The following is a 25,071-nucleotide window of genomic DNA, read 5'->3' on the forward strand; positions in this document are numbered from 1 at the left end:
ACCAGGCCCGAGCTGTCGGGCGACTTCGGCATGGTCGCCAGCACGCACTGGCTGGCCTCCGCCACCGGCATGAGCGTGCTGGAGCGCGGCGGCAACGCCTTCGACGCGGCGGTGGCCGCCGGGTTCGTGCTGCAGGTCGCCGAGCCGCATCTGAACGGCCCCGGCGGCGAGGTGCCGATCCTGCTGTGGAGCGAGGAGGAGCAGAAGGTGTCGGTCGTGTGCGGGCAGGGTGTGGCGCCCGCCGCGGCCACCATCGAGCGCTTCGCCGAGCTGGGCCTGGACGTCGTGCCCGGCACCGGGCTGCTCGCCGCCACGGTGCCCGGCGCGTTCGGCGGCTGGATGCTGATGCTGGAGCGCTGGGGCACGTGGGAGCTGGCGGACGTGCTGGCCCCGGCGATCCACTACGCCGAGAACGGCGTCCCGGTGCTGGAGCGGATCTCGGCCACGATCTCGTCGGTCGAGAGCCTGTTCAGGGAGGACTGGCACACCTCGGCGGCCACCTGGCTGCCCGGCGGGAAGGTTCCCGCGCCGGGCACGAAGCTGGCCAACCCGGTGCTCGCGGCCACGTACCGCAAGCTGATCGCGGAGGCCGAGGCGGCGGCGAGCACCCGCGAAGGCCGCCTGGAGGCGGCCAGGAAGGCCTGGTACGAGGGCTTCGTCGCAGAGGCGATCGCCGAGTTCAGCGCCAAGACGGCCTGGCGCGACAGCTCGGGCGAGGTGCACGGCGGCCTGCTGACCGGCGACGACCTCGCGGGCTGGCGGGCGTCGGTGGAGGAGCCGCTGACCTTCGACTACCACGGCTACACCGTCGCCAAGACGGGCCCGTGGGGCCAGGGCCCGGTGTTCCTGCAGCAGCTCGCCCTGCTTGAGGGCGCCGGACTCGACGGGATGGACTTCCTCGGCGCCGACTACGTGCACACCGTGATCGAGGCCGCCAAGCTCGCCTTCGCCGACCGCGAGGCGTGGTACGGCGACACCGACGTGCCGATGGCCGACCTGCTGAGCCCCGCCTACAACGCCGAGCGGCGGGCGCTGATCGGCGCGCAGGCCAGCACGGAGCTGCGGCCCGGCTCCCCCGGCGGGCGCACGCCGAAGCTGCCGGTCTTCCCCGACCCCGGCACGTTCAGCAGCGCGCCCGGCGTGTCCGGCTCCCGCAGGCCGCAGGGCGTGGGCGAGCCGACGGTCGCGCGTGACGGCACGGTCAAGGGCGACACCTGTCACGTGGACGTGGTGGACCGGTGGGGCAACATGGTCTCGGCCACGCCCAGCGGCGGCTGGCTGCAGAGCTCCCCCACGATCCCGCAGCTCGGCTTCTGCCTCGGCACGCGGGCGCAGATGTTCTGGCTGCAGGAGGGCGTGGCGACCGCGCTGCGGCCCGGCGCGCGGCCCCGTACGACGCTGTCGCCGTCCTTCGCGCTCAGGGACGGCAAGCCGTGGCTGGCGTTCGGCACCCCCGGCGGCGACCAGCAGGACCAGTGGAGCCTCAACTTCTTCCTGGCGGTCGTGCACGGCAAACTGAACCTCCAGGAGGCCATCGACGCCCCCATGTTCCACAGCGAGCACTTCCCCAGCTCGTTCTTCCCGCGCGGCTCCCGCCCCGGCGTGATGCACGTCGAGGACCGGCTGGATGCGGCCGTCATCGCGGAGCTGCGGCGGCGCGGCCACGAGGTCGAGACGCAGGGCCCGTGGTCGCTCGGCCGGCTCAGTGCCGTGGCCCGTGACGGCGACCTGCTCAAGGCCGCCGCCAACCCGCGTGGCGCACAGGGCTACGCCGTCGGCCGATGACGCTTCACGACCTGCTCTTCCTGGCAGGGGCGGGCCTGCTGGCCGGCGTGGTCAACGCGCTGGCCGGCGGCGGCACGCTCGTGTCCTTCCCGGCGCTGCTCGCGCTGGGCTATCCGGGCCTGACCGCGACCGTGACCAACTCGGTCGCGCTCTGGCCCGGGTATCTGGGCGGCGTGCTCGGCTACCGCGCCGAGCTGCGCGGCCAGCGCCGGCGCGCCGCCGTCCTGTCGGTCACGGCGGTGCTGGGGGCGTGCGGCGGCAGCGCGCTGCTGCTGCTCACGCCGGGCCGGCTGTTCGAGTCGCTGGTGCCCTGGCTGGTGGGCTTCGCCAGCCTCGGGCTGCTCGCCCAGCCGTGGCTGCGCAAGCATCTCGGCGGTGAGGAGGGCGGCAGGACCAGCCGCCTGGTCTACGCGGGAGTGTTCGTCGGCGGCCTGTACGGCGCCTACTTCAACGGCGGCATGGGCGTGGTGCTGCTGACCGTGCTCGGCATGTTCCTGCACGACAACCTGCACCGGGTCAACGCGGTGCGCGCCATGCTGTCGCTGGTGATCAGCTCGGTCTCGGTGATCGCGTTCTCGCTGTTCGGCCCCGTACGCTGGCTGGCGGTCGCGGTGATCGCGCCGGCCAGCCTCGCGGGCGGCTTCCTCGGCACCCGCGTGGCCAGACTCATGCCGCCGGCGGTGCTGCGCGGCGTGGTCGTCGTGTTCGGATTGGGCGTGGCCATCGCCCTGGCGGTGCGCTGACGGGTCAGGCGACGGTGGCCTCGATCAGGTCGTCCACCACTTCCTGCAGATCGTTGCCCCGCTCGTACGCCCTGCGCTGCCGCATCGCCCCCGACCCCGTCCGCAGCAGCCGGTCGAGGCCCTCCTGGACGAACTTCAGGTCACCGGCCTCGGCCAGCGCCGCGCGTACGTGCTCGATGAGCCGCCCGGCCATCACCGCGGCCGGCACGAGCGTGCCGTCGCGCACGTCGAGGATCTCGCCCTGCAGCCCGTAGCGTGCCGCCCGCCAGTACGCGGCGCGCAGCACCTCGCCCGGCACCGGCAGCCCCCGGTCGCCCCGTCTGACCGCGCCGAGCGCGGTGACCACGAGCGCCCGGATGAGCCCGATCAGGGTGAGGCTGTCGGTCACGTCGAGCGGTACGTCGGCCACCCTGATCTCCACGGTCGGCAGCCGGGGCGACGGCCGGGAGTCCCAGTAGACCGTCTTGGCGTCGAGCAGCGCCCCCGACCTCGCCAGGGCCTCGAGTGCGCCTTCGTACGCCCCGTAGGAGGGGAAGTACGGGGGCGCTCCCGAGACCGGCCAGCGCCCCCAGCTGATCACTCGCCAGGATGCGTAGCCGGTGTCGCGGCCCACGAAGAACGGCGAGTTGGCGGCCAGTGCGATGAGCGTCGGCAGCCATGGCCGCAGGTGGTTGCCGACGTAGACGGCGTGCTCGGGATCGGGCACGTCGACGTGTACGTGCAGGGCGCAGATGCTGAGCTCGTCCTGCAGTCCCCGGTAAAGGACGCGGCCCTGAAGGTAGCGGTCGTCGTCGGTGAGCGGCGGTGGCATCACGTTGCCCAGGACCGGGATGCCGCTGGCGACGACCGCGAGGCCGCATGAGCGGGCCGCGCCCGCCACTTCCTTGCGCGCGGAGCGCAGCCGCCAGCCGAGCTCGTTCAGGTCGGCGGACGGCGGCGTGCGCGCCTCCACCTGGAATCGGGTGATCTCTTGCACCACGTCGAGCACGTCCGTTGCGGCGGCTAAGACCTCGGCCGCCCGGGGAGCGACGTGGCGGGTGCGGGGATCGACGACGAGGTACTCCTCTTCGATCCCGATAAGCGGAATCATGCCCACACCTCGCTGGGAGTCCACATCTCCGTAGGAGTGTGCCCCCACCTCACCCACCGGAAAACCAGGGTTGTCAGGGCGTGAACTCGACGGGGCCGTAGAGCGCGTGGGCGGCCTTGGTGGTCATCGCCCAGTAACGGTCGCCGTACGACCAGTGCCACCACTCGGTGGGGTAGTTGACCAGGCCGGCGGCCTCGAGGGCGGCGCCGAGCAGCTTGCGGTGGGCGCGGGCGTCGTCGGAGATGTTGGGCGCGGCGGTGTAGCAGGCGCCCTCGCTCTGCTCGGGGTTGTCGTTGACCTGGGTGCCCATGTCGTACTCGGTGCCGTCGGGCGAGCACAGCGTGAGGTCGACGGCGGCGCCCGCGGTGTGCGGGGCGACCTCGACCGGGGAGACGTAGCGGCTGGCGGCGACGTACGACTCCTCGGGCGTCAGGCCGGTGAGCGTGGCGCGGTAGTCGTCGAAGATCTTGCGCTGGGTGGCGACGGGCCGGTAGCCCTCGACGATGAGCAGGTGGTAGCCGGCGGGCAGCAGGCTCTCGGCGTGTTCGAGCCGCTGCAGCACCCCGGCCCGCAGGTGGGCGTAGGCGCCCTGGTCGTCGGCCAGGCGGTCGTCGACGCGGAGCCTGCCGCGTACGTCGACCAGGGGTTCGCCGCTCTCCTTGACCGGAATCGAGGTCACGCGGGAGTCGGAGATGAGCACGACATCGTTCGGGGACTGCCACATGTGCAGTGATTCTCACACAGTGTCGGAGAACACCTGCTCCCGGGCCTGCTCCAACGCCGCCACGAGAGCCCCGCGCAGCACCGGGTTCCCGGCCACCCGCGTGGTGACGACGGCCGGCGGGGTGGGGCACAGCCGCGCCACCGCCTCCTGCACCTTCCCGGCCAGCCTTTCGCCGCCCGCCCTGCCGACATCGCCGCTGAGCACGATGAGCCCGGGGTCGAGCACCACGCTGACGGCCGCCGCGCCGACGGCGATCCTGGACGCGACCGCGTCGAGGAAGGGGTCGTTTCCGTTGCGCAGCAGGTCGGGCACGGTTTTGCCGGTCACGCCGTGCTCCTCGGCCAGGCCGCGTAGCGCGGCGTGGCCCACCAGCCGCTGGTAGGAGCCGGACTGCGGCTCGGACACGTCGGTCGGCAGCGGCTCTCCGGGGACCGGCAGCCAGCCGATCTCGCCGGCCCCGCCGGTGCTGCCCCGGTGCAGGCGGCCGCCGAGCATGACGCCCATGCCCTGGCCGACGCCGGCCCAGATGACCACGAAGTCGTCGTGGCCGACGGCGGCGCCGTAACGGTGCTCGGCGAGCGCGACGAGGTTGACGTCGTTTTCGATGGTGACGGACGCGCCGAGCGTCTCGCGCAGGCTGGCCAGCACGCCGACGTGCCAGGAGGGCAGGTCGTACGACCAGCGCACGTCCCCGGTGGCCGGATCGACCACGCCCCTGCTGCCGATGACGAAGGAACGCAGCCGCGACAGGTCGATCTCGGCCGCGTCGCAGGCCCGGCGCACGGCGGCGTGCACGGCCTTGACCGGGTCGCCCCCGTCGGCGGGGTCGAGGGTGATCTCGATCACCGTGCGTCCTGTGATGTCCGCCACACCGACCCTGAGGCTGTCGGGCAGCACTTCGAGACCGGCGACGTACGCGCTGGACGGGACGACGGCGTACAGCGCGGCGTGCGGTCCCCTGCCGCCCGCCCGCTCACCCGCCACCTCGACCAGCCCCCGCTCTTCCAGTCGGGCCAGGAGCTGACCTGCGGTTACCTTGGACAGGCCGGTCCGCTCGCCGAGCTCGGCACGGGTGAGCGGGCCTTCTCCGAGGAGCAGTTCGAGTGCCGCGCGGTCGTTCAGCCGGCGCAGCAACCGGGGTGTTCCCGGGTCTCGGCCCATCGGCGCCCTCTCTCCGTCACGATCGGCTAACAAGCGTTTCTTTTAAGAAAGTTTCTTGTTAGTTTAGCACCATCGTTCGGCATATGACGATCAGCCTGGTGCGGACCGTTGGCCAGCACCCGGGAAGGGAGAACCCTGTGAGGATCGCGAAGATCACAGCCGCGGCGGCCACCTCGGCCGCGCTGGCTTTGGGCCTGGCCGCCTGTGGCGGAAGTGAGGAGCCCACCACGTCCTCACCCAGCGCCGCCGCCTCGGGCCCCGCCTTCGCGGGCAAGACGTTGAGCGTGTGGCGCCTCGGCGACAGCAACCCCGCGGCGGCGAAGTACATGGAGGAGCTGAACGCCGAGTTCAAGGCTAAGACCGGCGCGGACGTCAAGCTCGAGTGGATCCCCTGGCCGCAGGTGGCCGACAAGTTCGCCGCCGCCGCCACCGGCACCGGCCCGGACGTGACCGAGATCGGCAACGACCAGGTCCCCATGTGGCAGAGCCAGGACGCCCTTGAGCCGGTCACCGACATCGCCCGCGAGGGCGACAGGGCCCAGATCCCGCAGAACCTCTACGGCTACGAGACGGTGGACGGCGAGATCTACGCCATCCCGTGGGGCGCCGGCGCCCGCGCGGTGCTCTACCGCAAGGACTGGTTCGACGAGCTCAAGATCGAGATCCCGAAGACCTGGGACGAGCTCGTCGCCGCCGCCAAGAAGATCCAGAAGGAGAAGGGCGAGGGCGTGGACGGCTTCGCCTTCAACGGCGGCTCCGACGCCAACCACCTGCTGGCCGCGTTCGCCTGGTCCGAGGGCGGCGAGTACGCCGTCAAGGAGGGCGACAAGTGGGTCGGCAAGCTCACCGAGCCCGGCTTCGCCGCGGGCTTCGCCACCTACACCGGCCTCGTCACCGACGGCCTGTCCAGCAAGGCCAACCTGACGCTGAACACGGTGGACATCCGCAAGCGCTTCGCCAACGACAAGGTCGCGATGTACCTCACCGCCGCCTGGGACCTGCCCGGTATCGAGGAGGACTCCAAGGGCAAGCTGAAGGGCGACAAGCTCGGCTTCTTCCCGCTGCCGTCCAAGAAGGGCGGCCCGGCCCCGTCGTTCTTCGGCGGCAACGACCTCGCGGTGTGGGGCGGCACCCAGCAGGCCGAGCTGGCCAAGGAATACGTCAAGCTGGCCACCAGCAAGACCTGGGCCGACCGCTACGCCAAGGAGGGCGGCCTGCTCCCGGTCTACCCCGACACCCTGGCCCAGATGAAGGAGGACCCCGCGCAGGGCGCCTTCGCCCAGGCCTTCGCCAACGCCAGGGCGTTCCCGGCCGACCCCAACTGGTCGGAGGCCGACGCCACCAAGGCCGTGCTGCAGAACGCGGCGCGCGACGTCATCGAGGGCAAGAAGGACGCCGCCACGGCCCTGGCCGACGCCAACAAGGAACTCGAAGAGATCCTGAACCAGTAACGATGGCCGACACGACGGCGGTCGCCCGGGGCACGGAGTCCTCCCCCGCCCCGGGCCGCCGGAAGAAGAGCGACCGGGCTCCGCGCGCCGCAGGACTGCCCGTCTGGAGCATCCCGTACCTCCTGCTCGTCCCCGGCCTGCTGGTCATCGCGGGGCTGCTGCTCTACCCGATGGTCCAGCTCGGCATCATGGCCTTCCAGAAGGTCGGCCTGGCGCAGATCAGGGGCAGCAGGCCCGCCGAGTGGGTGGGGCTGGAGAACTTCGAGAAGATCCTGAGCAACGACATCTTCTGGTCGGCTCTGCGCAACACCGTCGTCTTCGCGGCCGTCGCGGTCAGCATGACGCTCGTCGTCGGCACGGCGGTCGGCGTGCTGCTGCACCGGCTCGGCAAGAAGATGTCGCTGTTCGTGGTCATCGGCTGCATGTTCGCCTGGGCGGTGCCGCCCGTCGCGCAGGGCGTCGTCTGGCGCTCGCTGTTCGACGCCGAGTCCGGCATCGTCAACTGGGCGCTGAACCTGCTGCCCGACTGGCTCGCCGCGCCACCGGACGGCCAGCCGAGCTGGACCGGCACCCCCTGGCTCAACGACACCGTCCCCCTCTACATCGCGCTCGTGGTCTGCGTGGTGTGGGCCGGCTTCCCGTTCATCGCCGTCTCGGTGCTGGCCGGACTCAAGGGCATCCCCCACGAGCTGTACGAGGCCGCCAAGGTGGACGGCTCGGGCCCGTGGCACACGTTCAGGAAGATCACGCTGCCGATGCTCAGGCCGGTCTTCGCGGTCCTGACAGTCCTGTCGATCATCTGGGACTTCAAGGTCTTCAGCCAGCTCTACGTGCTGATGAACGGGCCGACCAACCGTGACGGCTTCAACCTGTCCATGTACGCGGTCGCCGAGGCGTTCCGTCCTCCGCAGAAGCTGGGCACCGGCGCGGCCATCTCGGTGGTGCTGACGATCATCCTGCTCATCGTCACCGTCGTGTACGTCAGGCAGATCGTGAAGCAGGAGGAGATGTGACCCCCCTCGCCCGCAAGAGGCTCGGCAAGGTCCTGCTGAACACGGCAGGCGTCCTGGTCTTCCTGTATGCGGTCTTCCCCGTCTACTGGATGGTCTCCACCGGCTTCAAGGAGAACGACCAGATCTTCACGACGGAGTTCATCCCGTTCCCGACGCACTTCACCTTCGAGCACTTCGAGCGGGTGCTGACCGAGGGCGTCGCGAACAACTCCATCTGGCTCTACATGCGCAACAGCGCGATCGTGGCGCTCGGCACCGTGCTCATCGGCTCGGTCTTCGCGCTGCTGTCGGCCACCGCGATCGCCCGCTTCCGCTTCAAGGGCCGCGGCCTGTTCCTGGTGACGCTGCTGGTCGTGCAGATGCTGCCCGCCGAGGGCCTGCTCATCCCGCTGTACATGATGGTCAAGCGGGTCGGGCTCGGCGATCAGCTCCTCGGCCTCATCGTCACCCAGGTCGCGCTGACGCTGCCGTTCGGCGTGTGGATGCTGCGCACGTTCGTCGCCGCCGTGCCCAAGTCGCTGGAGGAGGCGGCCTGGATCGACGGCGCCGGACGCATGACGGCGTTCTGGCGGGTGGTCTTCCCGCTGGTCGCGCCCGGCCTGGTGGCCACCAGCATCTTCTCGTTCATCACCGCGTGGAACGACCTGGTCTTCGCCCTCTACCTGATGTCGGGGTCCGAGGGATACACGATGCCGGTCGCCCTGCAGTACTACTTCGGGCAGAAGGGCGTCGACTGGGGCGCCATCATGGCCGGCTCGACCCTCATGACGCTGCCGGTCGTCATCTTCTTCCTGTTCGTGCAGCGCCGCATGGTCTCCGGGCTGGTCGCCGGGGCCGTCAAGGGCTGACACGACACCGTACGGGGTCCGGCACGGCCCTTCGCCGTGCCCATCTACCCAACCGCCAACTGATGAGGAGCCATGAGTCAGAGTGATCGGGGGCTGCGCCGCCTCGCGGCCGGCACGCTGCTCGTCGCCTTCCAGGGCACCACGGCGCCCCCGTGGGTGCTGCGCGAGCTTGAGCAGGGCCTGGGCGGCGTGACGCTCTTCGGGTTCAACGTGGCCGATCCCGGCCAGGTGCTCGGCCTCACCACCGCTCTGCGGTCCGCCGGCGAGCCCGTCATCTCGCTGGACGAGGAGGGCGGCGACGTGACGCGCCTTGCGTACCACGTCGGCAGCCCCTACCCCGGCAACGCCGCCCTGGGAGTCGTGGACGACGTGGAGCTGACCCGGCGCGTCTACCGCGCCATCGGCTCCGAGCTGGCCGCCTGCGGCATCAACCTCGACATGGCGCCGAGCGCCGACGTCAACAGCGAGGCCGACAACCCGGTCATCGGCACCCGTTCGTTCGGCCCCGAGCCGGGGCTGGTCTCCCGGCACACGGTCGCCGCCGTCGAGGGCCTGCAGTCCGTAGGCGTGGCCGCCTGCGTCAAGCACTTCCCCGGCCACGGCGCCACCCGGGTCGACTCGCACCTGGCCGTTCCCGTCGTGGACGTCGGCATGGACGTGCTGCGCGAGCGCGAGCTGGCGCCGTTCCGCGCGGCCATCGAGGCGGGGGCCAAGTCGGTGATGACCGCGCACGTCGCGGTGCCGGTGCTGACCGGCGACACGCCCGCCACGCTGTCCCCGGCGGCCCTGACCGAGCTCCTGCGGGGCGAGCTCGGCTACGACGGCGTGGTCGTCACCGACGCGCTCGACATGCACGCCATCACCCGCAGCGTGGGCCTGGCCGGGGGCGCGGTGCTCAGCATCGCGGCCGGGTCCGACCTGCTGTGCCTGGGGCCGCTGCCCACGTACGACGACGTGCAGGCCATCATCGCCGAGATCGTCGCCGCCGTGGGCGATGGGCGGCTGCCGGCGGAGCGGCTTGAGGAGGCCGCCGCCCGGGTCGCCGCCCTGCGCTCCTGGTTCGGCTCGGAAGAGGCGGCCCGAGCCGAGAACAGGGCCGAGCGGAACAGGGCCGAGCAGGACGTCGTCGGCCTGCACGCGGCCCGCCGCGCCGTGCGGCTGACCGGCCGGGCCGAGCCGCTCGTCGAGCCCCTGGTGATCGAGGTGGACACGCCGCCCACGATCGCCGTCGGCGACGTGCCGTGGGGCGTGGGGCCGTGGCTGCCGGACGCGGAGGTCATCCGCGTCAAGCCCGCCGCCGCGGACGCGCCCGCCCTGCTCGCCAAGGCCGCCGACCGGTCGCTCATCATCGTGGTCAAGGACGCGCACCGCCACGAGGACAGCCGCGAGCTGGTCTGCGCGCTGGTGACCGCCCGGCCCGACTCGATCGTCATCGAGATGGGGCTGCCGGTGTGGCGGCCGGACAGCGCCGCCTACATCGCCACGTACGGGGCCGCGCGCGCCAACGCCCAGGCCGCCGTCGAGCTGCTCACCGCCTGACCGCTTGAGGCCGTCCCGGCGGATGGCGGGACGGCCTCAAGCAGGGGTTCCAGGAAGGCGGAGCCCTCCAGGCCTCAGCAGGCCCGCAGAAAGGCGTCAGAGCGCGCCTGACGACCGTGAGGCGGGCTGCGCGGAGGCGGCGTGGCTCGGCGGCTCAGCGGCTCAGCGGCTCGGCGGCTCGGCGGCTCAGCGGCTCGGCGGCTCAGTGGCTTCAGTCGGCCAGGAGCTCTTCGCGGGCCTCTTCGAGCGCGGCCAGGACCGCGCCGCGCCGCACCGGGTTGTCGTCGGTGACCGTGGTGGTCACCACCTGGGGCCGCACCGGGCAGATGCGGGCCACCGCCTCCTCCACGCGGGACGTCAGCGCCTCGCCTCCGGCGTGCCCGACCTCGCCGGCCAGCACCACGAGCCCGGGGTCGAGGATCACGCACACCGCGGCGACGCCCAGGGCCAGCCGGTGGGCGATCTCGTCGAGCAGCGGCTCACCCTCGGCACCCGCCTCCACCGCGACCTTGACGCACTCGGTGGCGCTGCCCGCCGCGAACCCGTAGCCGCGCGCCAGCTCGGTCACCGCCTCCGCGCTGACCAGCGACTGCAGGCCGCCCGCCAGCGAGGGCAGCCGCCCAGGCTCGGTGCGGATGTCCTCGGGCAGCGGCACGCCGGGCACCGGCAGGTAGCCGATCTCGCCCGCGCTGCCCGAACGCCCGCGATGCAGCCGCCCGCCGAGCATGATGGCAAGGCCCAGCCCCCGGCTCGCCCACAGCAGCACGAAGTCGTCGAGCCCTTTGGCCGCGCCGTCGTGGCGCTCGGCGATGGCGGCGAGGTTGACGTCGTTCTCGATCGTCACCTTGCGCCGCAGGGCGCCCGCCAGCGCCTCGTGGATGCCCTCGTGCCAGCCGGGCAGGTCGAACGAGAAGCGCACGTCGCCGCTGCGCGGATCGACCACGCCCGGCGTGCCGATCACCACGCCGCGCAGCTTCGACAGGCTGAGCTTGGCCCCTCGGCACGCCTTGACGATGGCGTCGTGCACCACGGAGACCGGGTCGTCGTCGGCGCCCGGCTCGACGGTGACCTCGGAGACGGTGCGGCCGTGGATGTCGGCGACCGCCGCGGAGATCAGCTCGGGGCCCACTTCGAGGCCGGCGACGTACGCGCTGGAGGGGATCACGGAGTAGAGCGCCGCGTTGGGCCCCCTGCCGCCCGCCTGCGTGCCGACCACCTCGACCAGCCCGCGTTCCTCCAGCCGCGCCAGCGTCTGCGAGGCCGTCACCTTGGACAGCCCGGTCAGATCGCCGATCTGGCCGCGTGTCATGGGCCCGGTCTCCAGCAGCAGCTCCAGAGCGGCCCGGTCGTTGATCTCCCTGAGCAGTCTGGGCACACCAGGGCGTCGCTCCACGCTGAATCCCGCCGTCGCAACTCGAAGGGCTGTTATCGGAAAGGTTGTTGGAAGTTTAGCGCTCGACACCCCGCCCGCCGCCGCAGGTGACGCGTGGCCTGGTATGGCCGCGGATCACGGATTCCCGCCCGATCTGACGTCCTTGCGCCTAACCAGTCTTGACCAGGAGGGATAATCGAGAACATGCGCCTTTCCGCTCGTGTCGACTACGCCCTCCGTGCCGCCGCCGAACTGGCCGCCGCCGGTGCAGGCCCGACCACTGTGGGCGAGCTCGCCAAGGAGCAGGACATGCCGCCCAAATACCTTGAGAACATCCTGCTGCAGATGCGCCGCGCCGGGCTCGTCCGCGGCCAGCGCGGCCCCGAGGGCGGCTACGTGCTGGCGCGTCCGGCGGGCGAGATCTCGCTGGCCGACGTCATCCGCGCCGTGGACGGCCCGCTGGCCAACGTGCGCGGCGAGCGTCCCGAGCACGTCGGCTACCGCGGGCCCGCCGAGTCCCTGCAGCAGGTGTGGATCGCGCTGCGGGCGACCGAGCGTGCCATCCTCGAGGAGGTCACGCTCGAACACGTGGCCACGGGTGCCCTGCCCGAGCGCGTCCGCCAGCTCGCCGCCGACCCCGCCGCGTGGGACTGAGCGCCGCTCTCCCGCGCCCGGCGTCACTTCCTGAAGAAGCCATAGGGCGACCCCGTCCAGCTCGTCCCTGGAGGCGCTCAGAAGCGTTCTGACGGGCTTTCCCGTGGCGTCCGTCACGACGATGCGGGCCCGGCCGCCCTCGCGTACGGTGGCCATCGGGTGGCGCTCGTCCAGCCGGCCGTGGAAGGCGGCGCCGTCCGGCCGCCGGGCCTCGCCCTTCCTGGCGCCGGTCCGCTCGTCCCAGAAGCAGATCTCCCGCGACCGTCCCGGGAACGTGGTGGCGAAGACCGCCTCGAGCGGCGCGGCTCCTCATGGTCGCCGCCCACGAGAAGCGGCGTCCTGGCGGCTCCTACGCACGCCGGCCCGGCCTGGTGCACCGCGACGAGCGCGGCGATGGTCCCGGCCGTTAAGCCGGTGCCTCACCGTTCTCCGAGCGCCCCAGGAACTGCCGTCAAGCCGGTGCCTCGCTCTCCGAGCGCCCCAGGAACACGTCTGGCGCCGGCCGCCCGGTCAAGCGGTGGCCCGTGACCTCGGTCGGATCCCCCGCAGGTGAATCCGTGATCTCCGGCATGCCCCGCTCAAGCCCTTCGTCAAGGCGAAGTCCAGAGCGTCATTACGACGAGCACGATCACGGAAAGCGATGATCCACCGGAATCGTCACGGAGAGTACCCGGCGGCGCACGCAGGCGCGGGCGATTCCTAGACTGGGGGCGTGCCCGAAGGAGACGCCGTCTACCGCACGGCCGCGCGCCTGAGGGGCGCGCTCGACGGCCGTGTGCTGGTCCGTTCGGACTTCCGCGTCCCCCGGTACGCCACCGCCGACCTGTCGGGACGCGCGGTCATCACCACGCTGTCGCGCGGCAAGCACCTGCTCACCCGGGTCGAGGGCGACCTGACGGTGCACACGCACCTGCGCATGGACGGCAGCTGGCGGGTCATGCCGGCTGGCCGCCCCACCAGGCCCGGCGACCAGGTGCGGCTGATCCTGGCCAACGAGCGGTGGCAGGCGGTCGGCCTGAAGCTGGGGATGGTCGATCTCGTCAGGACGGCCGACGAGGGGCGGCTCGTAGGCCATCTGGGGCCGGATCTGCTCGGCCCTGACTGGGACATGGACGAGGCCGTGCGGAGGTTGCGAGCGGAGCCCGGCAGGACCATCGGGGAGGCGCTGCTCGATCAGCGCAACCTGGCCGGGATCGGCACGATCTATCGCGCCGAGACCCTTTTCCTGCGCGGGATCTGGCCGTGGAAGAAGGTCGGGGAGATCGAGGATCTCGAAGGGGTCGTGTCACTCGCCCAGCGGCTGCTGGAAGCGAACAAGGGGCATGCGGGCACGGTGACCACAGGGGATCGCCGCCCAGCGAACGCGACCTGGGTCTACGGCAGAGCCGGCAGGCCATGTCGCCGATGCGGCACCCGCATCAGCCGTGGGGAGATGGGGGCGCAGCCACAGGAACGGCTGATCCTGTGGTGTGCGAGCTGCCAGCCTCGCTAGGCAGCCACCATGTCCTTGACCTCGGGGAACACGGAGTCGGATATCGACCCCGGAACCGACTCGGAAAGGGCCAGGCGCTCGTGCTCGGGCACGTCGGCCAGCACAGGGGCAGCCTGCAGCTCCGCCAGCGCGAACTGGTCGGAGACCTCACGCAGCACCTGCGAAAGGGGCACGCCGAGCGCGCCGCAAATGGACGCGAGCAGCTCGGACGAGGCTTCCTTCTGGCCGCGCTCCACCTCGGAGAGGTAGCCGAGCGAAACCCGGGCCAGCGTGGACACCTCGCGTAGCGTGCGTCCCTGCCGGACCCGCAACCGCCTCAGCACGTCGCCGAGCAGCTGACGCAGCAGAATCATCTGTCGCTCCCTCCCCGGCGCGGATGACTTCACCACGCCCCGCGCGATCGGATCGTGCCGCACATCGGTCTTCTTAGCTTCGTACATACTCCTCGCCGTCATCATGGGGCGTCGCCGGCCCTGAACCGCCGCTCGTGGCTCGTTGCGCGACTCATCAGGCCCGCCTGCCGGGCGCTCGGTGCTTGCAGTTGGCTCACGGACCTCACTCACAGCTCCACCGTACCCGTATCCACCGACACCGCGTCAGACCGCACATCGCATGTTCGCTCGGGACGTAACACGGTAATCACCCGGAATGTTCCCCTATGTTCGCCTTCACCACACCTGACAGGAGATCGACTGCCTCGTCCACCGTCTCTACCCTGATACGTTCGCGCGACCCCTCCAGTCTCAGTTCCCGCGTCCATTTCCGGCCGCCGGGCCCCGCGACCGCGACGTAGACGGTGCCCACGGGCTTGCCGTCCTGCGGCTCCGGCCCGGCCACCCCGGTCACGGCCAGCCCGTACGTCGCCCCGCACAGCCGTGCCACCCCGGCCGCCATGGCGCCGGCGACCTCGGGGTGCACCGCGCCCTCACGCCGCAGCAGCTCCGCGGGCACGCCCAGCAGCTCGTGCTTGAGGTCGGTGGCGTAGGAGAGCACCCCGCCGCGGAACGCCTTCGACGCCCCCGGCACCGAGGTGATCGTCGCCCCGATGAGCCCACCGGTCAGCGACTCGGCGACCGCCATCGTCGCGCCGGCGCCGACCAGCAGGTCGAGCATCTCGGCCGCATCCGCCATCGTTTCACTGCCCCTCACGCGCCCGCTTGGCCACTTTACGCAGCCGGACGGCCCGGACGACATAGTCGATGCCCGTGCCCACGGTGACCACCACGGCCGCGCCCATCACCGCCCACCGTACGGGATCAGGCACGAACGGCAGCAGATACAGCACGATGGCCGCGATCTGCAGCACGGTCTTGACCTTGCCGCCGTAGCTGGCCGGGATGACCGCATGCCGCAGCAGCACGAACCTGAGCGCGGTGATGCCCAGCTCCCTGCCGAGGATGACGAGCGTGACCCACCAGGGCAGCTCCTGCAGGATCGACAGGCAGATCAGCGCCGCTCCGGTGAGCGCCTTGTCGGCGATCGGGTCGGCGATCTTGCCGAAGTCGGTGATGAGGCCGTAGCGCCTGGCCAGCTCGCCGTCGAGGTGGTCGGTGATCGAGGCCACCGCGAAGACGGCCAGCGCGGCCACCCGCCAGCCCGTGCCAGGCATGAAGAGACAGACGACAAAGAAGGGGACGAGCGCCAACCGGAGGACCGTGAGGACGTTGGCGATGTTCCACGGGCTGACCACCCGGCGCTCGTCCCTTTTCATGGACCGGCCTTGATGCGCGCGATCAGGTCGACGCCCTCGGCGTCGACCGCGACCGCGCGGACGATCTGCCCTCTGACCAGGCCGATGCCCTGAACGGTGACCGAGCCGTCGACCTCGGGCCCCTGGTGCGCGGCCCTGCCTTCGTAGCCGCCGTCGCCCAGGTCTTCCTCGATCAGCACGTCGAGCTCGGTGCCGATGCGCTCCTCCGCGCGCTGGGCGGTCAGCTCTTCGGCCAGCTCGGTGAGCACGCGCACGCGCTCGTCGATGACCTCCTGGTCGAGCTTGCCCGGCAGGTTCGCCGCCTCGGTGCCGTCTTCGTCGGAGTAGCCGAACACGCCGATCACGTCGAGCCTGGCCTCCTCGAGGAAGCGCACCAGGTCGGCGAACTCCTCCTCCGTCTCGCCGGGGAAGCCCACGATGAAGTTGGAGCGCACGCCCGCCTCGGGAGCGCGCTCGCGGATGCTCTCCAGCAGGCCGAGGAAGCGCTCGGGGTCGCCGAAGCGGCGCATCCTGCGCAGGACGGTGCCGCTGGCGTGCTGGAAGGACAGGTCGAAGTAGGGGGCCACGCCGTCGGTGCCGGTGATCACGTCGATCAGGCCGGGACGCAGCTCGGCCGGCTGGAGGTAGCTGACCCGCACCCGCTCGATGCCTTCGACGGCGGCGAGCTTCGGCAGCAGCTTCTCCAGCGACCTGAGGTCGCCCAGGTCCTTGCCGTAGGACGTGGAGTTCTCGCTGACCAGGACGAGCTCGCGCACGCCCCTGTGGGCCAGCCAGTCGGCCTCGGCCAGCAGCTCGTCCGGCCGGCGCGAGACGTAGGAGCCGCGGAAGGCCGGGATGGCGCAGAACGTGCAGCGCCGGTCGCAGCCGGAGGCCAGCTTGAGCGAGGCCACCGGGCTCTCGTCGAGCCGCTTGCGCAGCACGCGCGGCCCGCTGGCCGGCGCCAGGCCCTCGGGCAGCTCGCCGTGGCCGGGGATGGCGGTCCTGGGGGCCGCGGCCCGCTCGACCGGCGTGATGGGCAGCAGCGTGCGGCGGTCACGCGGCGTATGCGGCTTGAGCGGCCGGCCCGCCACCACGTCGTCGAGCCGATCGCCGATCTCGGCATAGTCGTCGAACGAGATGACCGCGCTCGCCTCGGGCAGCGCCTCGGCCAGCTCGTTGCCGTAACGCTCGGCCATGCAGCCCGCGGCGACCACCTTGGCGCCGGAGTCGGCGGCGGCGAGGAGCGTGTCGATCGAGTCTTTCTTGGCCGACTCGATGAAGCCACACGTGTTGACGACGACGACCTCGGGGTCGTCGTCGTCGAGCTGCCAGCCGGCAGCCTCGAGTCGCGCGGCCAGCTCCTCGGAGTCGACCTCGTTGCGTGCGCAGCCCAGAGTGATCAGCGATGCGGTTCGGCGGGATGACATGGTGAACACTACGGTATCGGGAGTTGGCCACCACCCGATGCACTGGCTCCCCGCCGGCCGCCCCAGAGGGCCCTGTGACGGCTATCTCGACTGGGGTTTCTGCGGCCCGAACGAGCGCCGCACGACCTCTCCCCGGCCACCGAGACCCTTCACCTTCTTGCCGTTGACGTGCAGCGTCACCGCTCCTGCGTCGGCCAGCAGCACGTTGACCTTGTTCGGCGCCCGCCAGGTCGAGGTCTTGCCCGCCTTGAGCGTGCCGGCGAAGAGCTTGCGCCCCTCGGCGTCGTGCACGTTGACGTACGACGACCGCTTGGCCTTGATACGCACCGTGACCATGTTCTTGGCGTTCTTGGCCGCCGCGTTCGACGGCGACGGCCTCGGCGTCTCGGTGAGCGGGGTGTTGGGCGGGACGCTCGGCCGGGCCGACGCGGCGCGCATGTCGCCCGTACGGACCTGGTCGCCGCCCCCTCCCAGCACCCGCATCATGCCGAAGACCACCACGATCGCCAGCGCGAACCCGAGCGCCATCGTCCAGTTGGGCCCCCGCCGCTCCGGCAGGTTGATCTTGCGGTCGGCCTGGAAGACCGACGACGCCGGCATGGGCTGCGGAGCCCCGCCGTGCTGCTGGTCATAGAGATGGACGATGGCCTCGGGGTCGAGCCCCACGGCCTTGGCGTACGCCCTGACGTGCCCTCTGGCGTAGAAGGCACCTCCGCAGTCGCCGTACTCGTCCCGCTCCATGCCATGGATGATCGCCTCGCGAATCCTGGTCGCCGCACTGACCTGCGCGACCGTCAGCCCTGCCGACTGCCTGGCTGCCGCCAGCATGGCCCCGATGCTCTGCTCCTGCACAGCGAACGCCCCCCACCACACCGACTACTCTTCGTGGTAGGAGATATTCAATCAGTTATCGCCGTGCAAGCACGCATTGGGGTCATTCGCCACGCAGGCTTGCCAGCAAACCGGGGAGGTCGTCGGGCTTCAGGAGCACCTCGCGGGCCTTCGAGCCCTCGCTCGGGCCGACCACGCCGCGGCTCTCCAGCAGGTCCATCAGGCGCCCGGCCTTGGCGAAGCCGACCCGCAGCTTGCGCTGGAGCATCGAGGTCGAGCCGAACTGCGTGGTCACGATCAGCTCGGCGGCCTGGATGAGCAGGTCGAGGTCGTCGCCGATGTCCTCGTCGATCTCCTTCTTGACGGGGGCCGCCGTGACGTCCTCGCGGTATTCGACCTGCATTTGCTCCTTGCAGTGCTTGACGACCTCGGAGATCTCCTTCTCGGAGACGAACGCGTTCTGGATGCGGATCGGCTTGCTCGCGCCCATCGGCAGGAAGAGCGCGTCACCCTGCCCGACCAGCTTGTCGGCGCCCGGCTGGTCGAGGATGACCCGGGAGTCGGTCAGCGAGGACACCGCGAACGCCAGCCGCGACGGCACGTTGGCCTTGATCAGGCCGGTGACCACGTCGACCGACGGCCGCTGGGTGGCGATCACGAGGTGGATGCCGGCCGCGCGGGCGAGCTGCGTGATGCGCACGATCGAGTCCTCGACGTCGCGCGGCGCGACCATCATCAGGTCGGCCAGCTCGTCCACGATGACCAGCAGGTACGGGTACGGCTGGTAGACGCGCTCGCTGCCGGGCGGCGGCTGCAGCTTGCCCGCACGCACGGCCTTATTGAACTCGTCCACGTGCCTGAAGCCCGACGCCGCCAGGTCGTCGTAGCGCCGGTCCATCTCCCCCACCACCCATTCGAGGGCCTCGGCGGCCTTCTTCGGGTTGGTGATGATGGGGGTGATGAGGTGGGGGATGCCCTCGTACACGCTGAGCTCGACCCGCTTGGGGTCGACCAGCACCATGCGCACCTCGTCGGGGGTGGCGCGCATGAGGATGCTGGTGATCAGGCCGTTGACGCAGACGGACTTACCGGCGCCGGTGGCACCCGCGATGAGCAGGTGGGGCATCTTGGCGAGGTTCGCCACGATGGTGCGGCCCTCGACGTCTTTGCCCAGGCCGACGATCATCGGGTGGTGGTCGGCCTGCGCCACCTGGGAGCGCAGCACGTCGCCGAGCGCCACGAGGTCCTTGTCGGCGTTCGGGATCTCGACCCCGATGGCCGACTTGCCGGGGATAGGCGACAAAATCCGGACGTCGGCGGACTTGACGGCGTACGCGATGTTCTTTGTGAGCGCCGTGACCTTCTCCACCTTGACCGCGGGCCCCAGCTCGATCTCGTAGCGCGTCACCGTCGGGCCCCGGGTGAACCCGATGACCTGCGCGTCGATGCCGAACTGCTCCAGCACGCTGGTCAGCGCGTTGACCACCTGCGTGTTGGCCTTGGTCTGCGGCTTCGGCGGGGTGCCCGGCTTGAGGTAGGACAGGTCGGGAAGGACGTAGGGGCCCGCCTGGGGCGACAGCACGAGCTGCTCCACCTTGCGGGGCGCGGGCGTGGGCAGCGGCGGCTCAGGACGCCTCTCGGCCTCGGGAGCGGGCTTGTCCTCCTCGCCGGTCAACCCGGGCACGATCTCCGGCGAGTGGTCGGTGCGCTTGTCCTTCTCGGCCAGCACCGGCGTGTCGTACGGCTTGATGCCGTCGCCGCTCTCGCCGCCGTCGCCGTCGTCCGGCTTCTTCGTCCTGACCCGCTTCTTGGGCTGCGGCTTCGGCGTCGCCGGCTCCGCCTGCCGCTCGAACAGCAGGTGCTTGAGCTCGGCCAGCCGTTCGGGGATGCGGTGGACGGGCGTCGCGGTGATCACCAGCACCCCGAACCCGGACAGGAGCAGCAGCAGCGGGATCGTCACCCACGCGGGGAGGATGCTCATGGGCGGCGCGGACACCAGGAACCCGATCATGCCGCCGGCCGCCGACACCTTGTCCATGCCCTGGCCCTCGCCGGCCGGGTAGGGGGTGCCGTTGGAGACGTGGATGACGCCGAGCACGCCGACCAGCAGCGCGGCCCAGCCGATCACCATGCGGCCGGTGTCGGCGTTCTGGTCGGGATGGCGCAGGTAGCGCCAGGCCAGCAGGCCGAGCAGCAGCGGCAGCACCCAGGCCAGCGAGCCGAAGATGCCGCGCACGGCCGCGTTGACCGCCCCGGCCACCGCGCCGTCGGAGGTGCGCCAGGTCATGGCCGCGAGCACGATCGCGCCCGCGAGCACGGTCAGCCCCACGCCGTCACGCCGATGCGCCGGGTCGAGCTCGCGGGCGTTCTTGCCGACCGCCCGCGCCGCGCTGCCGATGCCGTTGGCGAACAGCATCCACAGGCCCACGACCAGCTTGCCGAGCATGGTGAACACCCACGTGATCGGATCGGGGTGGGTCACCGGGGGTTTACGGCCGGACGCGGATCCCTTCGCCCTGGGCCGTCCCGCCGGCGTCGCCCCGCGCTTGGCGGGGGTCGAGCGAGACGAGGTCGACCGCTTCGCCGGCCCCTTCGATGCGCTTTTCGGCGTACGGGTGGCCATGATGCCAAAGGTACGACGGAGACACCCCGGTACGCGCGTAGGCTCGCCGGTGTCCTGACACGCGGACGCCCGAAAGGTGACCGCCCACCTGCCCGAAGGCGATCATGGCGGCCTTTTCACAACCGGAGGTATCAACGGCATCAGTCTGCCACTCTGAGAGTGACCGAACTGACACATCGAGTGATGTTCTAGGACGGCAGAGTGGACACGACCAGAGTGTCGAGCACGGCCTTCGACGGCACTCCGCAGGCACCGGCGCACGCGCGCAAGTTCGTCCGCCAGGTGCTCGGCGAGTGGCGCCTGAGCCATCTCACCGAGGACGCCATCCTGCTGACCAGCGAGCTCGTCACCAACGCCGTGGTGCACGCGGGCACCGGCGTCGAGCTGACCTGCCGGCTCGACGTGGGGGCGACGCCGGCCAGGCTCGAGATCGAGGTCGACGACCACCATCCCGCCCGCGCGATCCCGCCCGCCGCGGGCCTGCCGTCCGGCGAGGCGGCCTCCGGGCGCGGCCTGGCGCTGGCCGGCATGCTGGCCGACGCGTGGGGCGTCACCTACACCCAGCGCGCCAAGCGGGTCTGGGTGCGCATGGAGATCGGCGACGGCTACGAGCCGCACGAGCCTGCCGCCCAGGCGCCGGGCGCGCCGTCCGCGGTGCCGCTGGAGACGCTGCGCGTGGGCGTGCTGGTGGCCGATCTCGACGGCGTGGTGGAGTCCTGGAACTCCGAGGCGGAGCGGCTGCTCGGCTGGCGGGCCGACGACGTGGTGGGCCGGTCGCTGAAGGATGTAGTGGCCTGGCAGGGCCACGGGCCGTACGCGCTGTCGCTGATCGACACGCTGGCGCTGTGCCGGTGGCGCGGCGAGGCGCGCATGCGCCACCGCGACGGCGGGCTCGTCCCCGTCTACGTCTCCCAGCTGCGCACCCACGGCCACACCGGTGAGCGCAGGTCGATCTGGATGGTGGTGCCCGCCGAGCACCGCACCGTGCTGATGCCGCCCGCGGCGCCGATGCGCGGTGAGGCGGGCCGGCGGATCAAGGAGCTGCTCGACCGGGACATGCCGTTCGCCGAGCTGCTGGAGACGGTCGCGCGGATCGTCCACGTGTCGAGCGGCGGCGACGCGGCGTACGTGCTGCTGCCCGCCGAGGGCGGCGACAGGTTCGGGGTGGCGGCGGGCGCGGGCGGGACGGCGGGCCTGGTCGGGGCGCTGCCCTCAGGGATGTTCGGGCCCGAGCGCAGGACGCCGGTGCTGTCGGACGATCTGCTGGCCGGCGACGTCGAGCTGGCCGACCGGCTCAAGGCCAGGTCGATGGCGTGCGCGCCGCTGCTGGCGGGCGACGAGGTGATCGGCTACCTGGTGGCGACCGCGGCCGGGCCCGGCCGGTTCGACCGGGATCTGACGCTGAGCCTTGAGCACGTCGCGGCCCAGGTGTCCGCCCCGGTGCAGCGGGCCCGGCTGGCCGAGCAGGACAGGGCGCATCGGGGGCGGCTGTCGTTCCTGGCCGAGGCGGGCGAGCTGCTGGCGGGCGTGCAAGACGAGGAGCTGATCGCGGCGCTGACCGCGCAGCTCGTGGTGCCCAAGATCGCCACGTGGGCGGCCGTCTATCTCACCGACCTGACCGGGATGACCAGGCTGGCGCACGTCTGGCACAGCGACGAGCGCAACAACGCCGAGCTGCGCGCGTCGCTGCCCGCCATCCCCCGCACGGCGCTGGATGAGGACTCCTGGCCGATCGGCGAGGAGAACGTGCTGGCGTTCCCGCTGCTCACGCAGGGCAGGTCGTACGGCACGCTGGTGATCGGCCGCAGCGAGCCGACGCTGCCGCTGGAGCTGGCCGACCTGCTGTCGGACCTGTGCCGGCTGGTCTCGCTCAACCTGCACACCGCGATGCTCTACGCCCGCCAGGCCACCACTTCGCGCGTGCTGCAGCGCAGCCTGCTGCCGATGCGGGTGGCACCCGTGCCCGGCCTGGAGTCGGCGGTGGTCTACGAGCCCGCCGAGGAGGGCGCCGACGTCGGCGGCGACTTCTACGACCTGTTCACGGTCGGCGACCACTGGTGCTTCGCGCTGGGCGACGTGTGCGGCAGCGGCCCCGAGGCGGCCGCGGTGACCGGGCTGGCCAGGCACGCCGTACGCCTGCTCGCCAAGGAGCACTACACGGTGGCCGACATCCTCGACCGGCTCAACAACGCGCTGCTCGAGGAGGGCGACGAGGGCAGGTTCCTCAGCCTGCTGTACGGCGAGCTGACGCCGCTGCCGCAGGGCGGCGCGCTGTGCACGATCGCCTCGGCCGGTCACCCGCCGCCGCTGCGGCTGCGGCCGGACGGCGAGGTCAGCGCGATGGCGACCCCGCAGCTTCTGCTCGGCATCGAGGCGGGCGCCCGCTTCCACGTGGAGACGTTCGAGCTGGCGCCCGAGGAGGTGCTGCTGTGCGTCACCGACGGGGTGACCGAGCGGCGCAACGGCGACCGGCTGCTCGACGATGACGACGGCCTGGCCGCGCTGCTGTCGGGCTGCACGGGGCTGAGCGCGCACGGCGTGGCCGAGCGGGTGCGGCACGCCGTCGAGACGTTCGCACCCGAGCCGTCGCAGGACGACGTGGCCCTGCTGGTGATCAGGGCCGCCGCCGCCCTGCCCCGCGACGCGGGCTAGATGAAGCGGTAAGTGGTGGTGGAGGTGCGGCGCTCGCCCGGCCGCAACACCGTGGAGGGGAACTGCGGCTGGTTCGGCGAGTCGGGGAAGTGCTGGGTCTCCAGGCACAGCCCGGCGAACGGCCCGTACGGCGTCTCGACCCCGTCGAGCATGCTTCCCGCGTAGAACTGCACGCCCGGCTCGGTGGTGGTGACCTCCATGGTCAGGCCGCCGGCGGCGACCGTGATGCCGCCGTTGAGCACGAAGCAGTGGTCGTAGGCGCCGTCATAGCGCTCGCCCACGGTGTGCGGCTCGGTGAAGTCGAACGGCGTGCCCTTGACCGGCGCCAGCTCGCCCGTGGGGATCTTGTCGGCGTCCACCGGCAGGTAGTGGTCGGCCTCCATGCGGATGACGTGGTCGAGGATGTCGCCCTCGCCCACGCCCTTGAGGTTGAAGTACGAGTGGTTGGTCAGGTTGACCACGGTCGGCGCGTCGGTCTCGGCGGTGTAGTCGATGCGCAGCGCGTCGTCCTCCAGCGTGTACGTCACCGACGCGGTCAGCGTGCCCGGGTAACCCTGGTCGCCGTCGGGGCTGACGAGCGTCAGCGTCACCGACGCGTCGCCGCGGTCGGCGATCGTCCACACCTTGCTGTCGAAGCCCTCGGTGCCTCCGTGCAGGCTGTTCGGGCCGTTGTTGACGGGCAGCCGGTATTCGGTGCCGTCGAGGGTGAAGCGGCCGCCGGCGATGCGGTTGCCGTAACGGCCGACGACGGCGCCGAAGTAGCGGCTGCGGGTGCGGTAGTCGTCGAGCGTGTCGAGCCCGAGCACGACGTTGCGGCCCGAGACCTCCAGCGTGCGCACGATGGCGCCGTACGTGAGCACCTCGGCGCGCAGCCGCCCCGACGACAGCTCCACCTGCTCGACCTGCCGGCCAGACGGCAGCGTTCCGAAGATCATTTCTGTGCCCTTCCCGTGGACTCGCGGACAATGAGGGCGGTGTCGAGGGTCACCGTCGCGCCCTCGCCCCCCGACTGCAGGAGCAGATCGACCGCCATTCTGCCCGCCTGCACGGCCGGCATCGCGACCGTGGTCAGCTTGGGGCGGTTGAGCCGCCCGGGCAGGATGTCGTCGAATCCGATCACGCTTATCTGGTCCGGCACCCCGATCTCCATCGCGGCCAGGCCCTCGATGAGGCCGAGCGCCACGAGGTCGTTGTAGGCCAGCACGGCGGTGGCGCCGCAGGCCGCCACCTCGGGTGCCACGGACAGCCCGCCCGCCTCGGTCGGCTGGTTGGGGCCGAAGAAGATCAGGTCCAGCCCGGGGGTCTCGGCGGCCACGCCCTGCATCTCGTTGCTGGTCCAGGAGCCGATCGGGCCGGAGACGAGCGCGATCCTGCGGTGGCCGAGCCCGGCCAGGTGCTCAAGCGCGAGCTTGGCGCCCTGGGCGACGTTCATGAGCACGGCGGGCATGCCCTTGATGCGCCGGTTGATCACCACGAACGGCACGTCCTCGGCCAGGCGCTCGATCATCTTGTTCGACAGGCGGGGGCTGCACAGCAGGACGCCGTCCACCTGCTTGGTGAACGTCCTGATCAGCTCCTCCTCCACGCGCGGGTCCTCGTCGGTGTCGGCCACGAACACGTGGTAGTCGCGCCCTCTGGCCTGCGCCTGCGCGGCCTTGATGAGCGGCGGGAAGAACGGGTTGGCGATGTCGGCCACGATGAGGCCCATGTTGAACGTGCGGCCGGTGGTGAGCGCCCTGGCCGCCCGGTTGGGCCGGTAGCCGAGGTCGTCGGCCGCCGCCAGCACGCGGCTCCTGGTGGCGGGGTTGACCAGGTGCGGCGCGGAGAAGGTGCGCGACACGGTGGACACGTGTACGCCGCAGGCACGGGCCACGTCCTTGATCGTCGCCGCCATCGCCGTCCTCCCTTGCAAACGGTTGCCACTGTAAACCCTGGCCTTGCCGGATAACGGCGTCAAGGTTTGTGCAACCGGTTGC

21 protein-coding genes are annotated in these 25,071 nt (G+C 71.3%); 9 read left to right on the forward strand and 12 right to left on the reverse strand.

Features of this window, described 5'->3' with window-relative positions:
- Positions 1–30 precede the first annotated feature (30 nt).
- Together AB0K67_RS12510 and AB0K67_RS12515 are read left to right on the forward strand one after the other, a co-directional pair.
- Complete coding sequence (locus AB0K67_RS12510) at positions 31–1,785, forward strand: gamma-glutamyltransferase family protein (protein ID WP_364057567.1); 1,755 nt, start codon at positions 31–33, stop codon at positions 1,783–1,785.
- Entirely contained in the window at positions 1,782–2,528 is a 747-nt protein-coding gene (locus AB0K67_RS12515) for a sulfite exporter TauE/SafE family protein (RefSeq protein WP_364057263.1), read from the forward strand. The genes AB0K67_RS12510 and AB0K67_RS12515 overlap by 4 nt, the downstream gene beginning before the upstream one ends.
- Positions 2,529–2,532: 4 nt before the next feature.
- On the opposite strand, the gene AB0K67_RS12520 is transcribed toward AB0K67_RS12515, so the two are convergent.
- The 3 genes from AB0K67_RS12520 to AB0K67_RS12530 all read right to left on the reverse strand — a co-directional run bounded on the left by AB0K67_RS12520 (position 2,533) and on the right by AB0K67_RS12530 (position 5,503).
- Positions 2,533–3,618, reverse strand: a complete 1,086-nt coding sequence (locus AB0K67_RS12520) for a glutamate--cysteine ligase (RefSeq protein ID WP_364057266.1) — start codon at positions 3,616–3,618, stop codon at positions 2,533–2,535.
- A 73-nt stretch (positions 3,619–3,691) separates the two neighbouring features.
- The gene (locus tag AB0K67_RS12525; RefSeq protein WP_364057269.1) at positions 3,692–4,342 is read right to left on the reverse strand and encodes a M15 family metallopeptidase; all 651 of its coding nucleotides are present in this window, start codon (positions 4,340–4,342) and stop codon (positions 3,692–3,694) included.
- 12 nt (positions 4,343–4,354) lie between these two features.
- Entirely contained in the window at positions 4,355–5,503 is a 1,149-nt protein-coding gene (locus AB0K67_RS12530; RefSeq protein WP_364057272.1) for an ROK family transcriptional regulator, read from the reverse strand.
- Between the two features lie 137 nt (positions 5,504–5,640).
- On the opposite strand from AB0K67_RS12530, the gene AB0K67_RS12535 reads away from it, so the two are divergent.
- The 4 genes from AB0K67_RS12535 to AB0K67_RS12550 all read left to right on the forward strand — a co-directional run bounded on the left by AB0K67_RS12535 (position 5,641) and on the right by AB0K67_RS12550 (position 10,354).
- Entirely contained in the window at positions 5,641–6,954 is a 1,314-nt protein-coding gene (locus AB0K67_RS12535) for an extracellular solute-binding protein (protein ID WP_364057275.1), read from the forward strand.
- Between the two features lie 2 nt (positions 6,955–6,956).
- The gene (locus tag AB0K67_RS12540) at positions 6,957–7,967 is read left to right on the forward strand and encodes a sugar ABC transporter permease (protein WP_364057277.1); all 1,011 of its coding nucleotides are present in this window, start codon (positions 6,957–6,959) and stop codon (positions 7,965–7,967) included.
- Positions 7,964–8,815 carry a carbohydrate ABC transporter permease gene (locus AB0K67_RS12545; protein ID WP_364057280.1) on the forward strand — a complete coding sequence of 284 codons (852 nt, stop codon included), beginning with the start codon at positions 7,964–7,966 and terminating at the stop codon, positions 8,813–8,815. The genes AB0K67_RS12540 and AB0K67_RS12545 overlap by 4 nt, the downstream gene beginning before the upstream one ends.
- Positions 8,816–8,887: 72 nt before the next feature.
- Positions 8,888–10,354, forward strand: coding sequence for a glycoside hydrolase family 3 protein (locus AB0K67_RS12550; RefSeq protein WP_364057283.1), 1,467 nt, complete (start codon positions 8,888–8,890; stop codon positions 10,352–10,354).
- Positions 10,355–10,565: 211 nt separating this feature from the next.
- Here the strand turns inward: AB0K67_RS12550 and AB0K67_RS12555 are convergent, their stop codons facing one another.
- Entirely contained in the window at positions 10,566–11,747 is a 1,182-nt protein-coding gene (locus AB0K67_RS12555; RefSeq protein WP_364057286.1) for an ROK family transcriptional regulator, read from the reverse strand.
- A gap of 183 nt (positions 11,748–11,930) precedes the next feature.
- On the opposite strand from AB0K67_RS12555, the gene AB0K67_RS12560 reads away from it, so the two are divergent.
- Entirely contained in the window at positions 11,931–12,380 is a 450-nt protein-coding gene (locus AB0K67_RS12560; RefSeq protein WP_364057289.1) for an Rrf2 family transcriptional regulator, read from the forward strand.
- Positions 12,381–13,092: 712 nt separating this feature from the next.
- Positions 13,093–13,872, forward strand: a complete 780-nt coding sequence (locus AB0K67_RS12565; protein WP_364057292.1) for a DNA-formamidopyrimidine glycosylase family protein — start codon at positions 13,093–13,095, stop codon at positions 13,870–13,872.
- Here the strand turns inward: AB0K67_RS12565 and AB0K67_RS12570 are convergent.
- The 6 genes from AB0K67_RS12570 to AB0K67_RS12595 all read right to left on the reverse strand — a co-directional run bounded on the left by AB0K67_RS12570 (position 13,869) and on the right by AB0K67_RS12595 (position 20,443).
- Positions 13,869–14,225, reverse strand: a complete 357-nt coding sequence (locus tag AB0K67_RS12570) for a helix-turn-helix transcriptional regulator (protein WP_364057295.1) — start codon at positions 14,223–14,225, stop codon at positions 13,869–13,871. The genes AB0K67_RS12565 and AB0K67_RS12570 overlap by 4 nt on opposite strands.
- A gap of 286 nt (positions 14,226–14,511) precedes the next feature.
- Positions 14,512–15,003 (reverse strand): nicotinamide-nucleotide amidohydrolase family protein, encoded by a 492-nt coding sequence (locus AB0K67_RS12575; RefSeq protein ID WP_364057298.1) that lies wholly within the window; start codon positions 15,001–15,003, stop codon positions 14,512–14,514.
- Between the two features lie 4 nt (positions 15,004–15,007).
- Positions 15,008–15,583 (reverse strand): CDP-diacylglycerol--glycerol-3-phosphate 3-phosphatidyltransferase, encoded by a 576-nt coding sequence (gene pgsA / locus AB0K67_RS12580; protein ID WP_364057301.1) that lies wholly within the window; start codon positions 15,581–15,583, stop codon positions 15,008–15,010.
- Positions 15,580–16,989 carry a 30S ribosomal protein S12 methylthiotransferase RimO gene (gene rimO / locus AB0K67_RS12585; protein ID WP_364057304.1) on the reverse strand — a complete coding sequence of 470 codons (1,410 nt, stop codon included), beginning with the start codon at positions 16,987–16,989 and terminating at the stop codon, positions 15,580–15,582. Before rimO ends, pgsA begins: the two co-directional genes overlap by 4 nt.
- Positions 16,990–17,070: 81 nt before the next feature.
- Complete coding sequence (locus AB0K67_RS12590) at positions 17,071–17,817, reverse strand: RodZ domain-containing protein (protein ID WP_364057307.1); 747 nt, start codon at positions 17,815–17,817, stop codon at positions 17,071–17,073.
- Between the two features lie 106 nt (positions 17,818–17,923).
- Positions 17,924–20,443 carry a DNA translocase FtsK 4TM domain-containing protein gene (locus tag AB0K67_RS12595; protein WP_364057310.1) on the reverse strand — a complete coding sequence of 840 codons (2,520 nt, stop codon included), beginning with the start codon at positions 20,441–20,443 and terminating at the stop codon, positions 17,924–17,926.
- A gap of 201 nt (positions 20,444–20,644) precedes the next feature.
- On the opposite strand from AB0K67_RS12595, the gene AB0K67_RS12600 reads away from it, so the two are divergent.
- Positions 20,645–23,095 (forward strand): SpoIIE family protein phosphatase, encoded by a 2,451-nt coding sequence (locus tag AB0K67_RS12600; RefSeq protein ID WP_364057313.1) that lies wholly within the window; start codon positions 20,645–20,647, stop codon positions 23,093–23,095.
- Here AB0K67_RS12600 and AB0K67_RS12605 read toward each other — a convergent pair.
- Entirely contained in the window at positions 23,092–24,030 is a 939-nt protein-coding gene (locus AB0K67_RS12605; RefSeq protein WP_364057316.1) for an aldose epimerase family protein, read from the reverse strand. The genes AB0K67_RS12600 and AB0K67_RS12605 overlap by 4 nt on opposite strands.
- Positions 24,027–24,989, reverse strand: coding sequence for a LacI family DNA-binding transcriptional regulator (locus tag AB0K67_RS12610; protein ID WP_364057319.1), 963 nt, complete (start codon positions 24,987–24,989; stop codon positions 24,027–24,029). Before AB0K67_RS12610 ends, AB0K67_RS12605 begins: the two co-directional genes overlap by 4 nt.
- Positions 24,990–25,071 lie beyond the last annotated feature (82 nt).

The organism is Nonomuraea sp. NPDC052634, from assembly GCF_040678535.1.
In the GTDB taxonomy this organism is placed as follows: Bacteria; Actinomycetota; Actinomycetes; order Streptosporangiales; family Streptosporangiaceae; genus Nonomuraea; species Nonomuraea fastidiosa.